General features: G+C 53.4%; 14 protein-coding genes. 4 read left to right on the top strand and 10 right to left on the bottom strand.

The features are described from left to right. Positions 1-37: 37 nt before the first annotated feature. The 4 genes from dnaT (at position 38) to opgB (ending at position 4,355) form a co-directional block, all read left to right on the top strand. Entirely contained in the window at positions 38-577 is a 540-nt protein-coding gene (gene dnaT / locus ACMGGS_RS10240; protein WP_414165971.1) for a primosomal protein DnaT, read from the top strand. A 2-nt stretch (positions 578-579) separates the two neighbouring features. Beyond that, positions 580-1,317: a DNA replication protein DnaC gene (dnaC, locus tag ACMGGS_RS10235; protein WP_414165970.1), complete on the top strand. Its 738-nt coding sequence runs from the start codon at positions 580-582 to the stop codon at positions 1,315-1,317. Between the two features lie 67 nt (positions 1,318-1,384). Next, positions 1,385-1,849 (top strand): DUF2501 domain-containing protein, encoded by a 465-nt coding sequence (locus ACMGGS_RS10230; RefSeq protein WP_414165969.1) that lies wholly within the window; start codon positions 1,385-1,387, stop codon positions 1,847-1,849. A gap of 214 nt (positions 1,850-2,063) precedes the next feature. Further along, positions 2,064-4,355 carry a phosphatidylglycerol--membrane-oligosaccharide glycerophosphotransferase gene (opgB, locus tag ACMGGS_RS10225; protein ID WP_414165968.1) on the top strand — a complete coding sequence of 764 codons (2,292 nt, stop codon included), beginning with the start codon at positions 2,064-2,066 and terminating at the stop codon, positions 4,353-4,355. Positions 4,356-4,398: 43 nt separating this feature from the next. Here the strand turns inward: opgB and ACMGGS_RS10220 are convergent, their stop codons facing one another. The 10 genes from ACMGGS_RS10220 to ACMGGS_RS10175 all read right to left on the bottom strand — a co-directional run bounded on the left by ACMGGS_RS10220 (position 4,399) and on the right by ACMGGS_RS10175 (position 15,402). Continuing rightward, positions 4,399-4,770, bottom strand: a complete 372-nt coding sequence (locus ACMGGS_RS10220; protein WP_414166239.1) for an Rpn family recombination-promoting nuclease/putative transposase — start codon at positions 4,768-4,770, stop codon at positions 4,399-4,401. A gap of 99 nt (positions 4,771-4,869) precedes the next feature. Further along, positions 4,870-5,880, bottom strand: coding sequence for an SIS domain-containing protein (locus ACMGGS_RS10215; protein ID WP_414165967.1), 1,011 nt, complete (start codon positions 5,878-5,880; stop codon positions 4,870-4,872). A gap of 16 nt (positions 5,881-5,896) precedes the next feature. Further along, complete coding sequence (locus tag ACMGGS_RS10210; RefSeq protein WP_414165966.1) at positions 5,897-6,961, bottom strand: SIS domain-containing protein; 1,065 nt, start codon at positions 6,959-6,961, stop codon at positions 5,897-5,899. A 12-nt stretch (positions 6,962-6,973) separates the two neighbouring features. Next, positions 6,974-7,816 carry a PTS system mannose/fructose/sorbose family transporter subunit IID gene (locus tag ACMGGS_RS10205; RefSeq protein ID WP_414165965.1) on the bottom strand — a complete coding sequence of 281 codons (843 nt, stop codon included), beginning with the start codon at positions 7,814-7,816 and terminating at the stop codon, positions 6,974-6,976. After that, positions 7,794-8,573 (bottom strand): PTS mannose/fructose/sorbose/N-acetylgalactosamine transporter subunit IIC, encoded by a 780-nt coding sequence (locus ACMGGS_RS10200; protein WP_414165964.1) that lies wholly within the window; start codon positions 8,571-8,573, stop codon positions 7,794-7,796. The genes ACMGGS_RS10205 and ACMGGS_RS10200 overlap by 23 nt, the downstream gene beginning before the upstream one ends. Before the next feature lie 16 nt (positions 8,574-8,589). Continuing rightward, positions 8,590-9,060 (bottom strand): PTS sugar transporter subunit IIB, encoded by a 471-nt coding sequence (locus tag ACMGGS_RS10195; protein WP_176918621.1) that lies wholly within the window; start codon positions 9,058-9,060, stop codon positions 8,590-8,592. Positions 9,061-9,075: 15 nt separating this feature from the next. After that, positions 9,076-9,498: a PTS sugar transporter subunit IIA gene (locus ACMGGS_RS10190; RefSeq protein ID WP_414165963.1), complete on the bottom strand. Its 423-nt coding sequence runs from the start codon at positions 9,496-9,498 to the stop codon at positions 9,076-9,078. A gap of 91 nt (positions 9,499-9,589) precedes the next feature. Continuing rightward, the gene (locus tag ACMGGS_RS10185) at positions 9,590-12,358 is read right to left on the bottom strand and encodes a sigma 54-interacting transcriptional regulator (protein WP_414165962.1); all 2,769 of its coding nucleotides are present in this window, start codon (positions 12,356-12,358) and stop codon (positions 9,590-9,592) included. 405 nt (positions 12,359-12,763) lie between these two features. Continuing rightward, positions 12,764-14,428, bottom strand: coding sequence for a methyl-accepting chemotaxis protein (tsr, locus tag ACMGGS_RS10180; protein ID WP_414165961.1), 1,665 nt, complete (start codon positions 14,426-14,428; stop codon positions 12,764-12,766). Positions 14,429-14,511: 83 nt separating this feature from the next. Then, a complete protein-coding gene (locus ACMGGS_RS10175) occupies positions 14,512-15,402 on the bottom strand; it encodes a PocR ligand-binding domain-containing protein (RefSeq protein WP_414165960.1) in 891 nt (296 codons plus the stop codon). Positions 15,403-15,462: the final 60 nt, after the last annotated feature.

Below are 15,462 nucleotides of genomic sequence, written 5' to 3'. Positions count from 1 at the left end.
TTACCCCAGTCGCCCCTTTTATGTATTGAGATAGCGTATGTCTTCCAGAATCTTGACGCCTGATGTTGTCGGTATCGACGCCTTTATGCAGAATTATGCCAGCGTGCTGGCAAAGGCAGAGGGGCAGGCGGTCGCGGTATTTGCCAATAACGCCCCGGCGTTTTACGCGCTCTCCCCTGCCCGTCTGGCGCAATTGTTGGCACTGGAGGCTAAACTGGCGCGCCCGGGCAGCGATGTTACGCTGGACGAGCGTTTGTATGAAGAGCCGGCCGCCGCACCGGTGGCCGTGCCGATGGGTAAATTCGCCATGTATTCCGACTGGCAACCGGATGCAGATTTCCAGCGCCTTGCGGCCTTATGGGGCATCGCCCTGTCTCAGCCCGTCACGGCAGAAGAACTGGCCTCGTTTATCGCTTACTGGCAGGCCGAAGGCAGAGTCTTCCATCATGTCCAGTGGCAGCAAAAACTGGCGCGTAGCGTGCAAATAAGCCGGGCCAGTAGTGGCGGGACGGTAAAACGTGATATCAATAGCCTGAGTGAACCAGACGATCATATCCCCCCCGGCTTCAGAGGTTGAACATGAAAAACGTCGGCGAATTAATGAAACGTTTGCAGAAAGTGATGCCATCGCACGTTAAACCCGCATTCAAAACGGGTGAAGAACTGCTGGCCTGGCAAAAGGAGCAGGGGGACATCCGCTCCGCCGCCATAGAACGTGAAAATCGGGCGATGAAAATGCAGCGAACCTTTAACCGTTCCGGCATTCGTCCTCTGCATCAAAACTGCTCTTTTGAAAATTACCGCGTGGAAAACGAAGGGCAAATGAACGCGCTGGCCAAGGCGCGGCAGTATGTTGAAGAGTTTGACGGTAATATCGCCAGCTTCATCTTTTCCGGCAAGCCCGGCACCGGTAAAAATCATCTTGCAGCGGCGATCTGTAACGAGTTGCTGCTGCGCGGCAAATCGGTACTGATCATTACGGTAGCCGATATCATGTCGGCGATGAAAGACTCATTCGGTAATCGGGAAACGAGCGAAGAACAACTGCTCACCGATCTGAGTCGTGTCGATCTGCTGGTGATCGATGAGATTGGTATGCAGAACGAATCGCGCTATGAAAAAGTGATCATTAATCAGATCGTCGATCGCCGTTCCTCTTCCAAACGCCCGACCGGGATGCTAACTAATAGTAACATTGAAGAGATGAACAAACTGCTCGGCGAACGCGTTATGGACCGAATGCGTCTTGGCAACAGCCTGTGGGTGATCTTCAACTGGGACAGCTACCGCAGCCGCGTGACAGGCAAAGAGTATTGAGATAATTCTTGCCCGCAGGCGAGGTATACTCAGAAGAAATCGGCCCTGTTTCAACGTGAGTATGACTATGAAATCTGCAAAATCTCTGCTTTGCGGCGCACTCCTCAGCGCCGCGTGCTTCTCCCATGCCGCCAGTTGGCAGGATTCACTCTCCAGTGCGGCCAGCCAGTTAAACAGCCAGAATGGTAACCAGCTCTCTTCGCTGGGAAGTCTGCTTAACGGTGGTAATCAGGCATTAAGCGCTGACACAATGAATAACGCCGCGGGGATCCTGCAATACTGCGCCAAACAGAAACTGGCCTCGGTAACCAGCACCGAAAACATCAAAAATCAGGTGCTGGATAAATTAGGCTTAAATCAGCAGGAACAGAAAGAAGATACCAACTATCTGGAAGGTATTCAGGGTCTGCTGAACACCAAAAATGGCGAGCAGCTTAACCTGAGCAATCTCGGTGATACGCCGCTGGCTCAGAAGGTGAAAACCAAAGCCTGCGATTTAGTATTAAAACAGGGCGTTAACTTCCTTTCCTGATTTTCCTCTGTGGCCGCGCCAGCAACTGCGCGGCTATTTCCTCCTGCCGCACAATAATGCGATAACCATCGTAAAACGCCCCTTTCAGGCGAATTCCGAACCACAGCACATTTTTATGACGCCATAATTGCAGCAATGCGGCAACACCATTACATTGTAGGCGCTTAAAAACGATGTTAAGCCAGGTGGGCCTGGCGCTGTTGAGGATACCTCGTTGTCAGAACTCATTTCTATTGCTCTGTTCCTGGCCTCCGTGGTGATTTACGCCTGGAAAGCTGGCCGTAATACCTGGTGGTTTGCCGTCACGCTGGCGGTACTGGGCGTGTTTGTCGTATTAAATATCACGCTTTACGCCAGCGATTACTTTACCGGCGACGGCATTAACGATGCGGTCCTCTATACCCTGACCAATAGCCTCACCGGCGCAGGCATCAGCAAATATATTTTGCCGGGTGTTGGCCTGATACTGGCGCTGGTCGGCGTGTTTTTCGCGCTCGGCTGGGTATTACGCCGCCGCCGTCATCATCCGCATCATCTGGGATACAGTTTGCTCGCACTGGTGCTGGCGCTGGCTTCGGTTGACGCCAGTCCCGCGTTTCATCAGATCACCGAACTGGTAAAATCGCAATCCCGCGACGGCGATCCGGATTTTGCCGACTGGTACAAAGAACCGGCGAAAAGCATTGCCAATCCGAAGCTGAACCTGGTTTATATTTACGGCGAGAGTCTGGAACGCACCTATTTTGATGAAGAGGCTTTTCCCGATCTGGCTCCTGAACTCGGCGCCATAAAAAAAGAAAGCATCGACTTTAGCCATACTGCGCAACTGCCCGGCACCGACTACACGATTGCCGGTATGGTCGCCTCCCAGTGCGGTATTCCTTTGTTTGCCCCGTTTGAAGGCAATGCATCGGCTTCGGTGTCCAGCTTCTTCCCGCAGAATATCTGCCTCGGCGACATCCTGAAAAACTCCGGCTATGAAAACTATTTCATGCAGGGGGCCAACCTGCGCTTTGCCGGAAAAGATGTGTTTTTGAAATCCCACGGCTTCGATCACCTTTACGGCGCAGAAGAACTCAAAACCACCGTTGCCGATCCGAGCTACCGCAACGACTGGGGCTTTTACGATGACACCGTGCTGGATGAAACCTGGAAGAAATTCGAGGAGCTTTCCCGCAGCGGTAAGCGTTTCTCGCTGTTTGCCCTCACCGTCGATACCCATCACCCTGACGGCTTTATTTCCCGCACCTGTAAGCGTAAAAGCTACCAGTACGACGGTAAACCGAACCAGTCGTTCAGCGCCGTAAGCTGTAGCCAGGAACACATCGCCGCACTCATCGAAAAAATTAAAGCGTCGCCGTGGTTCAAAAACACGGTGATTGTCGTTTCGTCCGATCATCTGGCAATGAATAACACCGCCTGGAAGTACCTGAATAAACAGGATCGTAACGATCTGTTTTTTATCCTGCGCGGCGATAAGCCCCAGCAGGATGTCTCGGGCGTAAAACGCAATACCATGGATAACGGCGCAACGGTGCTGGATATTATGGGTGGCGATAATTTTATCGGTCTCGGGCGCAGTAGCCTGTCCGGGGAGTCGCTTTCCGAAGTCTTCCTGAATATGAAAGAGAAAGTGATGGGCTGGAAGCCCGATATCGTGCGGCTATGGAAATTCCCCAAAGAGATGAAAGAATTTACCCTCGACAGCGAGAAAAAGACTATCGCCTTCTCGGGTACGCATTTCCGTCTACCGCTGTTACTGCGTATTTCGGATAAACGCGTCGAGCCGCTACCGGAGAGTGAATACTCTGCACCATTGCGCTTCCAGCTGGCGGACTTTGCCCCGCGTGACAACTTCGTCTGGGTCGATCGCTGCTATAAAATGGCGCAGCTATGGGCACCTGAGCTGGCACTCTCAACCGACTGGTGCGTTTCGCAGGGCCAGTTGGGGGGAGAGCAAAAGGTACAGCACGTTGATAAAGCCCAGTGGCAAGGAAAAACGGCTTTCAAAGACACGGTGATCGATACCGATCGCTACAAGCACAACGTCGATCTGCTCAAAATCGTCGATAACGATATCCGTTATAAAGCCGACAGCTTTGTCTTTAACGTGGCAGGCGCACCGGAGGAGGTGCAGCAGTTCAGCGGCATCTCGCGTCCGGAGTCCTGGGGACGCTGGTCCAACGCACAGCTCGGCAAAGAGGTGAAGATTGAGTACAAAGCGCCGTTGCCGGAGAAATTCGATCTGGTGATCACCGCGAAGGCCTGGGGACCCAACGCTAATCGTCCCATTCCGGTACGCGTGGGCAATCAAGAGCAGATACTGACTTTAAGTAATGAGGTCTCTACCACCACGCTGCATTTTGACAATCCGTCGCGCAGCAAAACGCTGGTGATTGTCCCGCCAGAACCGCAGTCCACTAACGAGGGCAATATTCTCGGCCATTCTCCACGTCAACTGGGGATTGGGATGGTGGATATCAAAGTGGTTAAATCGGAAGGATAATCTGACTTTGCCGCCCGGCGGGAACTACCTGCCGGGCGTTTACTTACTGCGGCAAAAGGTGTTGTAAATCGCTGGTGCTTAAGCCCGTGGCGCGCAGCACACTTTCCTGGCCTACGCCATCACACAGAAGATTACGGGCGATCCTCAGCGCTTCCGCGCGGCGGCCTTCTTTATGGCCTTCCTCGCGTCCTTCCTCGCGGCCCTTCTGCTCCAGCTGTTCAGCAATGGTCATCAACGTTTCCTCATGTTGCGGTAAACGGCGCGCCAGCTGGCGGAAAAAGGTGCCAGCATCCAGGGTGCTGCCGTACTGACCGATATAGTTAAACAAGGTTACTAGTTGCCTGTGCGTAGTATATCCCGGCAATAATAGCGTGACCAGTTGCTCGAGTAATCCGGCAAGATCGCGCTGGCGGATATGTTTTTGTACTCACCCTCACGTCCATTTCGGGTAAAGATATTTACGAGCCTCCTCGGAAAAAAGTTGCCCGGCGCGGAAAACGCCGGGCAATCTCGGTTAATAATCGAACTGCCGGTAATAACGACGAATATTCAAATCGTGCCCGGTATTATGTTCAAAGTGCGCCGCCAGACGATCGACCAGCAACGTTGAGGCCACGCAGGGCGCAAGGATCCAGCGGAAGGCGTCATCAATCCCGTTCAGCGGGTAATCACGTGGGTCGATGACCACCAGATGCCCGGTGATCTTCTGCGCGAAACGCTCCACGCGATCGTCCAGCGCCCGGCATTTGCCCTCGCCTTTCACCAGGAACAGCGGCACGTCTTTTTCCAGCAGCTCCAGCGTGCCGTGGAAAAATTCAGCGGAAGAGACAGACTTGGTTCGTTTCCACTGCATCTCCTCCAGAATACACATTGAGAAGAGATAGACTTCCCCCCACATCTCTGCGCCGCCAATCCACATCATATAATCGCTGTTATGATACTGGCGGGCAATTTCCGCGGCGCGCGGATCGAATTCACGTTTCGCCTGTAGTAAATTCTCCGGTAGTAATTCCAGCTGTTGCGCGAAACGGTCATAGTCATCAAATTCACCATTAAGCGCCACAAGGCGGAAGAATACCCAGTAAAGCAGCATATATTCATATTCCACGCCATTTTTATGGCGCATCGGAATATGCCAGGTAGCGGCACGCGCGAGCGGCGACCCGGCATTTTTGGTAATAGCGACTACGCGAATACCCTGCGCTTTACACCACTCAGCAATCGCTACCGATTCTTTAGTATCGCCGGATTTCGACAGGGTAATAACTACCGAATCTTTATTGAGCTTTTTACTGCCCTTGCTGATTAATTCCGCCGCCTGCTCTACATATACCGGCAGCGTGGTGACTTCTTTGGCAAATTCATTAATCGCCATCATCGGGGCCAGCGAACCGCCTACGGAGGCAAAGAATACATTACTGAATCCGGCCTGATGAATATCTTCAGCCGCCTGCTCCGCCTGTTTGCGCGCAGCAACGATCTCACGAGCACTGGTCAGGTACTCGTCCTGATTAAACCCTAACATATTATCTCCTGACTATTCAGATTTTGCTTTTTAATACCCGGTCAAAGTCGTCGAATATCCGGACGGATAAATCGATCCCTTTTAATGCCGCAATGTGGCAGGCCAGAATTTGTATCGGGACAATTAATAACAGCGGTGCCAGGTGATGATCGAGCGGACAATTCAGCGCCAGCGTATTATCGTCATCCTGGTCTCCTTCCAGCGTCAAAGAGAACGCCTTTTTCACCGCCGGGGCCATATATGTCCGCAGCGCCTCGCTGCGCGGATCGTGACGATCGCTGATAAAAAACATCACATGCTCGCGATTCGCCTCCAGATACGGCCCGTGCATATACGCCTCAAGCTCAAACCCGCTGGAGGGAACTCGCACGGTTTCGGTAAACTTGGTTTCACACTCCTTCGCCACCCCAACAAGCGCCCCGTAGCCGACCGCGACGAACCGCGAGCCTGTGCGTAGCGTCTCCTGATGCCGTTGAATAAACGCCTGCGTCTGTTCGATCGCCGCAGGCAACGCATCAATCAGACGTTCCAGTGCGGCGAGCCAGTCGGCACACGCTTGCGCCGTCGCTTTACCCTGCGTCCGGGCAATCGTCAGCGCAATAAGCAGCAGGTTGAGCACCGTCGCGCTGAAGCCACGGGTAACGAAGCCGACGGTCTCAATGCCGGTATTAATGTCGATAATCTGATCGCACTCCCGCGCTATCGGGCTTTGCGGATCGGAGGTCAGGGCCAGTACCGGCAGCGAGGCGGCGCGGATCTTGCGCACGGCCTCAAGCGTCGAGGCGCTTTTACCACTTTGCGATACCGCAATCACCATGTCGGTATGCGGATCAATGCGCTCATAGTGGGTAAAGTTATACGGTTCTTTGATTTCTACCAGCATGTCAAACTGCTGTTCAAAGAAGTAACGTGCACATAGCGCCGCATTCAGCGACGATCCGGTCGCCAGGATCAGGATGCGGTTGATCGCGCGCGTCTGCGCAACCGTCTTAACGGCCTGGAGCTTCTGTGCATGGTCGCGCAGGATCTGCGTCAGCGCAGCAGGCTCCTCGCGGATATAGGTCATCATTGTGGGTTTCATTATTTTCTCCGGTTAAAATAAGCCAATCCATGAACCTGAAATGCCGACCAGCGCCATCCCACCGATAATGGTCAGCGGTTTGACTTTGCGCCCGAGCAGCCAGTAAACAATGCCAAAACTCACCAGCGGCAGCAGGCAGGGCATAATGTCATTGATGATCCCCTGCACCTCAGTCTTTGCCTCACCGGCACCGAAGGTAATGGGAATGGTGATGTCGATCATGGAGGCGGTCATTGCCCCCACCACCATCAGGCCGATAATCGACGCGCCGTAGGTCAGGCTTTCCATCATGCCGCTCTGCTGGATACGTTGCAGAACGCCGGTTCCCAGCACATATCCCCAGCGGGTAAACAGCCAGCGCACCAGCAGATGCGGCACGTTGAACACCAGCAGAAAAAGGATCGGGCCAAGAATATTGCCTTTCAGCGCCAGGCTGGTACCGATGCCGGTGGCAATCAGACGCAGCGTGCCCCAGAAGAAAGAGTCGCCCAGCCCGGCCAGCGGCCCCATCAGCGACGCTTTAACGTTATCAACGGCGTTGGCATCCATATTGTTGTTCTGGCTGTTCTTCTCCTCCATCGCGGTGGTAATGCCGAGGATCAGCGTCACGATATGCGGCGTGGTATTGAAAAACACCAGATGACGTTTCAGCGCCACCACCAGATCCTCTTTACGTGGATACAGCTTTTTCAGCACCGGCATCAGGGCATACACAAACGCCAGATTCATCTGCCGCTCGTAATTCCAGGAGAACTCCATCTGAAAAGAGCGCCAGAACACGCGACGTAAATCCCGGGCAGTAATGACGCTTTCTGGCGTCTGCGCGGTGTCTTCAGAAATCATCTTCGTTGTCATCCGGAACTCCTTGTGCGGTAGTGGGACGAGGTGAGTTAACGGCGGCGACATTCACCATAATGACCGCCACGATGGCACCGAGAATGGCGATGCCCGTCACCGGGATTTTGAGATAGGCCATCAACACAAAACCGAGGAAAAAGTAAGGCGCGACTTTTTTATTGATCAGCAGCCGTGCCAGCATTGCGAAGCCCAGGGCCGGAATAATGCCGGTCGCCACGCTCAGGCCGTGCTTAATGAATTCCGGGATCGCATCCAGCAGCCCTTTCACCGCGCTGCTGCCGACGAGGAAGGACACGGTGACCACCGTCGCCAGCATCAGCGACAGGCCGAAACCGGCGATCAGGTGCATTCTTTCAATGCCGCGTGTGTTTGCCTGTTCCGCATAGCCATCCGCCTTCTGGCTCAGCATCGGAATAAACAGCCCCAAATAGACGTTTTTCAACACCAGCGTCAGGGTGGCAATCGGCAAGCCCAGCAGCAAGGCCGTTTCCGTCCCTGCGCCGGAGGTAATGGCAAACGCCACGCCCAGAATGCCGCCGGTCACCACATCAGGCGGGATCGAAGCCCCCACCGAAAATGAGCCAATAAACGCCAGTTCCAGCGTCGCGCCCATAATGATGCCGGTCTGCACATCGCCCAGCACCAGCCCGGTCAGCAGGCCGGTAACGATGGGACGCGACAACAACGAGGTCCCCATCGCGTATTCGGACTGGGCGATAAACGCCACCAGCCCAAGTAAAAGTGCCTCAACCATAATGTGTCCTCAATAATTAAACGCACTCGGTAAATAATTGCTTGCGGTCGTTTGGCACCAGACGAATTTCCACTTCGACGCCCGACTGTACCAACGCCTGCAACTTTTCGATTTCATCCGGCAGCAAATTAATCGCTTTGGAGATATTTTTACTGCCCTCTTTGGCTTTAATACCGCCGAGGTTAATACTTTTTATCTCTGGCACCTCGCGGAGAATTCGCCAGGCATCATCAACCGATTCCACCACAATAAAGAGCTGGTATTTATCCGTCACACCGCTTTTTATGGCTTCGATAGAGTCGTGAATATTTTTAATCACCAGCTTTACCGACGGCGGCTTCGCCAGCTTAATGGTGGTCTTTCTTAGTTCATCATTGGGCACATCGTCATTGGCGATGAGGATACAATCCGCCCCGACATACTGGGTCCAGGAGAACGCCACCTGCCCATGTAACAGTCGATGATCTACGCGTAAAAAAGTAATCATAATCGTCCCTCAGTGTCAGAATTCTTTATCAATATGCATTGCATCCTGAATAGTTTGATTGCAATACTGAATACTCTCTTTTGAGTTTATTAACGCCTCGTTAATATATTTAAGGGTATCTTTCTCTTCCGCTGAAATTAATAATTCAATCACCAGCGGCAAATTCAGCCCCGCCAGCAGGTGAAAACCAGGACGATGAATAAAGTGAATAAATTCGTTATTGACGCTACCGGCAAAAATATCGGTGATCACAATAATTTCATCGCCGTCGGGAAAACGCGCCAGCAGATCGTTCACCTGGCGACTGACATCCACGCCTTCATCCACATAGGCACACAGCGTATGAATATCTGGCTGCTTACCCAGAATAAGCTCCACGGAACTCAATATGCCGCTGGCAAGCAGGCCGTGGCTGGCAAAAATAATGTGTCGTTTCATCCTGACCTCGTTAAACCCCTTTACTGGGGAAACAAGGTTGCAACCGGCGTGCCAGGAAAAGTGGCGCGCCGGAAGAGGAAGAAGGAAATGACTAAAACTCTTGATCCTGCTCGATTAATTCCGTTTCAAGAAACAGGATATCGTGGATGTAAAGCAGCTCGGAGCCAGGGATTTTGACACTATAACTATTCTCGATGACACTAAACGCGTCGCGCAGGACATCCAGTTCATGCGCCTGACACTGCCCGCTGCCGCTGTAACGCTGAATGGCGGCATTGCGGATCAGGCGCTCAATAAGGCAGCTAATATGAACGTACAGGGCGACCTTGCGATCGTTCGCCACCTCAATACCGGCAAGATGTTCATAGCGGGCTAAAAACTGTTCCACCTGATTGATCACCTTGCTGGTATCCAGAATAGTGACCGATTCAATCACCCTGCGCAGGGAGATATTTTTCAACATCAGGTTGTTGATCTCAGTGACGCGCTCCGGAGTCGTCACATCGCCAAAAATCCGCATCAAGTGACGATTCCCTTCGCCGGAAACCAGCGAATCCAGCGAGATCCACGGTACCGCAGCGATATGCGGATCAAGAGTGCCCACAATTGCCAGAACGTCATAACGGGTAAACATCGCTTCGTCGCCGCGATGGCCTGCCAGCGAATCGTAGTCGCACGCGACGACATCAATCGCCAGATCGTCTGGAATACTGCCCTTCAGCAAGGTGGAAAGATTAGACGCCGCGCCGATACCCGTGGCGCAGACGGTCAGGATCACCTTTGGCTTATTGCTTTCCGGCCAGAGTATTTGATGCTCAACCGGCAACCCGTTCGCCACATCGCAGGCGATATCCTCAATAAAATGCCCCTGTAAAATGCGATCGCCGACATAAAGCGCCATACCGGTAGAGACGTTATTGATGATGGCGACCGGTGTGGTGATCGCGCGGTTGAAGTGGCGGTGGATCTCCTTGAGCGATCCCATATCGACAAGGATCACCAGTCCGCTGGCCAGCGCGTTGCGTTCAATGTAGTTCATCACTTCTGCGGCGATGGCTTCCGGCGTAACGTCGAGCGGCATATCAAACGACTCAAACAGGTTGCTTTTTAACAGTCGGTTTGCCACGTTGGCGATGCTGCTGGCAGTCGCATAGCCGTGGGCGAGGATCACCGCCCGCGTCACCGGCTGCTGGTTCATGGTGCCGGCCTTCTGGAGCCACAGCATCAGCAGAAGAGCGTCAAGGCGCTGCGGCTCGATATCCAGCTTACGCCCGACCGCCTCCAGCACCTCCTGACAAAAATGCCACAGCAGCGGGTATTTTTGCGCCAGAAACGCCTCCATTTGGCGGGTTCGCTCATTGCTCAACCGCGAGGTTACGCTGGCAGAGCGATGCACCAGATAATGACTTAACGCATACAGGCAGTTACCGTTGAACTGGATGTTGAAGCGTTTCTCCAGCCGGTAAAACTCCTCACGTACCTGACTTAGGGTCAGCAGCAACAGGGTCGAACTTTGTTTATGGCGGTTATCAAAGATTAGCCGATCAAAAAGGGTCTCAATCTCCTCGCCAATCCGCTTTTGAATATCCTCCCATTTTGCCTGCCCGTCGGCGAGATGGCCGAAAAGCGCCAGCACGCGGCACTGCACGTCATAAATAATGCCCTGGACGCTGTCTCTGGCGTTAAGCAGCCACAGCAGACTGGTATGCGGATCAATGGTCATCGGCTGCTCTTCGTTTAGCGGCTCGGATAAGGCCGCCATTGAGGCCAGCACGTTCTCGGGAAGATCGTGAATCGATACCGTCAGCGCCTCACTGCCGGGCTTTTTCGCCCATGCAGAGGCGACGGCATATTTCACTACATTTTTCAGCTCGCCGACGTTGCCGCGGTAAACCGTGCCGTTCAGCACCTGTAGTAGCCGCGCGCTTAGTGTCAGCGGGACCGCCACTTTTTTCGCTTCCTGCCAGAAGAACTGCGAAATCAGGGCTTCTTTCTCCTTGCGGCTGCGGTTTTGCAGGTCCGGCAGCGTGACCTGAATGGGGATGCGCCGCAGGAAAGTGGTCAGGAAGGTGCTGTGAATATCCTCGGTGGTGGCGAAGACGATCCGAACCTGCACGGCGCGCCCCTGCGCCGTTTCGCCCAGGCGGTAAATTTCACCGCAATCAAGCCAGGTAAACAGCTTCTCCTGGCCGTCGGCGTTCAGACGATGCACCTCATCAAGGAAAAGTATCCCGCCGTTCGCCGCTTCAAACGCGCCCTCCCGGTCGCTCTGTGCGCCGGTAAACGCGCCCTTCACGTAACCAAACAGATTGGCAGCAAGCAGTTCCGGGTTACTGGCATATTGTGCGCAGTTAAAACTGACCAGCGGTGCATCCGGTTCCAGAATTCCCTGCGCCAGCGCGTACTCATGCATGAGCTGCGCCATATAGCTTTTTCCGGTCCCGCTCTCGCCGGTGATCAGCAGCGGCAGGCCACCGTCCGGGTAAAACAGCGCCGTCTTCATCTGTTCAATCGGTTTCTTCAGGCTTTCATCATGGCCAATCAACAGCGAGAAATGGTCGGGTGGTGGCAGTTCCTGCTCTCCTTCCGCTAACAAATCTGCCACGCTGGCATATTCCTCACGGCTTAACGGAAAGTAATGCTGACAAAAGGTCTGTTTATGCAGGAAGTAGACAGGGCGCGTGTTTATTTTGATCAGCTCACCTTCTGCTACCAGCTGATTAAGATAGTGGCTGGCGGTATTGCGCTGCATGGCAAAACGCCCGGCCAGGTAGCTCGCCGTAAAGACCTCGCTTACCGCCTGTGGGTTGAAAAAATCCGTTTGATTGCTGAGGAAGGCCAGCAGTTCTTCTTTGCGCATCGACTCCACCCTGTTGAATGCATGGGGAGGCTATGATGCCGTCAAATGTGGGTGCTTTCGTAAATCGATTTCACGTTCTGCGGCGCAGGACACAAAACTGCCTTATGTTGAAAGGGCATCAACGCGGTCTGGACATGGAGATAGTGTGTTGGGGGCAGGATAAGCGGCCTGCCATATTCCCGGCTTATTCAGCCGGGCATGAGGTTGATGAAAAACCTGTTTTGCTATTTTATTCGCCGTTTTGCCGGGTGGCGGCTTCGCCTTACCCGGCCTACAAAATGCATCAATATCAATAGCTTATTCTTAATCCGTAGGCCTGTGCAAGCGAAGCGCCGCCAGGCATCATTCCACGGTATAACGTTTGTCAGCAATCTGATGCCCGGCTTATTCAGCCGGGCATTTGCATCAGAAGGTTTCCCAGTTTTCGCCGCCCTCGGTGGCAACCGCTTTACGCGCCATCACCGGAGCCGCAGCGGTAGCGACCTTCGCTGTAGCCGCTTCACGCTGCTGTGCCTGCATAATACGGAACACGGCGACCGCCTGGGTCAGACGGCTGGCTTGTTCTTCCAGCGCGGCGGCAGCGGCGGCGGACTCTTCCACCAGCGAGGCGTTCTGCTGAGTGACGCGATCCATCTCGGCGACCGCCAGCCCGACCTGGTCGATACCACGGCTCTGCTCGTCGGATGCAGACGCAATTTCGCCCATAATGTCGGTCACGCGGGTTACCGCATTAACGATCTCGTCCATCGTTTCGCCTGCGCTTTCGACCAGCGTGGAACCCAAATCGACACGGTTTACTGAGTCTTCAATCAGGCTTTTGATTTCACGCGCCGCCTGGGCACTGCGCTGTGCCAGATTACGCACTTCACCCGCAACCACTGCAAAACCACGGCCCTGCTCGCCCGCACGCGCTGCTTCGACTGCGGCGTTGAGCGCCAGAATGTTGGTCTGGAAGGCGATACCGTCAATCACGCTGATAATATCGGCGATTTTCTGCGAGCTACCGGCGATGTCGCGCATAGTTTGCACCACGTTGTCGACCACTTTGCCGCCTTTCTGCGCGGTTTCCGAGGCGCTCAGCGCCAGCTGGCTGGCCTGACGGGCGTTCTCGGCGTTCTGCTTCACGGTAGCGGTCAGTTCTTCCATACTGGCAGCGGTCTCTTCCAGCGAGGCCGCCTGCTGCTCGGTACGGGAAGAGAGATCGTTGTTGCCCATCGCGATTTCACTGGCACCGCTATAGATGGCATCCGCACCGTCGCGCACATCACCAACGGTACGTACCAGCTCGCCCTGCATATGACGCAGGCTGTTCGCCAGTTGCCCCATCTCGTTGGAGCCTTCCACGTCGATGGGCTTGACCAGGTCACCGCTGGCAATATGACGGATACTTTCAATAATACGGTGCAGCGGGGTCAATAACGCGCGGGTGATCCCCATCCACACCACCATGATGACCAGCAGCACAACCAGTAACGTGCCCCCCAGCACCCACAGCGTCTGGTTATACGACCCCTGGTTTTCTTCAACTGCCTGTTGATAGAGGGTATCGTTCTGTTGCAGATATTCGCGATACTGCTTCTCAAAGCCATCCTGATAACTCTGGGTCGGCTGATCGAAGAACTCGTTAATTTTGCCCGCGCCCAGCAGGCGAATCAGGTCCGCCAGCGCATCGTGGTAAATACCGTAGTTGCGCTTGATCTCCATCGCCGCCACGTTGCTTTGACGCGGATCGCGCGGCTGCGCTTCGTACTCCGCCCATGCTGCTTCAGCCTGCTTCAACGTGCGGCTGGCAATCTGCGATAAATCAGAAACGGTCGCACCGCTACCGATATTGTTCTGATCCATCATATAGCGGATACCCGCGCGGTTAAGCGTATTGCGGGTCTGCAACAGCGCGACCCAGCTCTCATTGAGCGTGGACTGCTGCTGGCGGATGGTTTGCAGGACGGTGAAATTCTCTTTGTCATGCTTGAGGGCGTTGAAGAACAGACCGCCCGAGGTGAGTTGTAAAAGGCCGAATAGTCCCAGCACCAGCATTAAGCCGGTGACAATCTTGATACGATTTAACATGTTTTCTCTTCCATTGAACTGATATCGGGTTTTCGGCCCGGGAAGAGAAAACTTTACGGAAAATCGTGCTGGCAGGGTGCTGGCTACAGGTTAATGACCGGAATACCGACGTTCTGCTGTTGCAGGCGATGGGGAGAAACACCGTAGTGCTTTTTAAACACCCGGACAAAGTAGGCGCTATCGTTGTAGCCTACAGAGCGGGAAATTTTTTCTATGCTCCAGTGGGTGTTTTCCAGCAGATAACGTGATTCGTTGAGGCGCACGCGGTTGAGATAAGCGCTGAATCCTTCGCCAGAGACGCGCTTGAAGAAACGTGAAAAATAACACGAGCTAAAGTTGGCGACATTGGCGACTTTTTCCAGCGTTAAATCTTCTGCAAAATTATCATGAATATATTTAATGATTTTATCCATTCTGGCACGCTGCGCATCGCTTATCAGTTCTTCCGAAGGCGAACTGGCATTGATTCCCCGCACCACCTGAATATTATATTCCTTACTCAGATAATTCTCCACGATAGTATTCAGCAGATGCGCTGCCGCATCGACCTTTATTTGTTCCATAACCGGAACTTCATGCCATAAATCATTGAGCCTGGATATGCGTTCAATATTATTTTTAGTGGGCAGAATGCTGGGTAATAACATGCTGTTTTCAACCCGCGCCTGGCCGCAGGCGAGAAAACCCACCATGCTATTATTAATCACAATAGGAATAGAAAAATCCACTAACCCGGCATGGCAACGGTAGCAACTGACCTGCTTTGTTTTAAAACTTTCCAGCCCGCCGCAGCGATCGCACTGCTGGCACAAGGGATAAAACTCCGCCATTTTGCGGATATGCTGGCAGAAAGGCGTAAAGTTATACCACGGCGATATCTCTTTGCCATTGACATCAACAACGACGGAACCCAACCCGGTCGCCCAGGCGAAATCATACGAAATTTTATCAATGATATCTTTTGACGGTTTCATGAAATTAAACATTCAGTTAATGAATAGACCAACCGAAAATGTCCGGTCATGTAATAACAG

Origin of the sequence: Superficieibacter sp. BNK-5 (assembly GCF_047456055.1) — a bacterium.
Taxonomy (GTDB): domain Bacteria; phylum Pseudomonadota; class Gammaproteobacteria; order Enterobacterales; family Enterobacteriaceae; genus Superficieibacter.
Note: the sequence above shows the minus strand (reverse complement) of the source record. Positions and strands in the feature narration are given on the sequence as shown.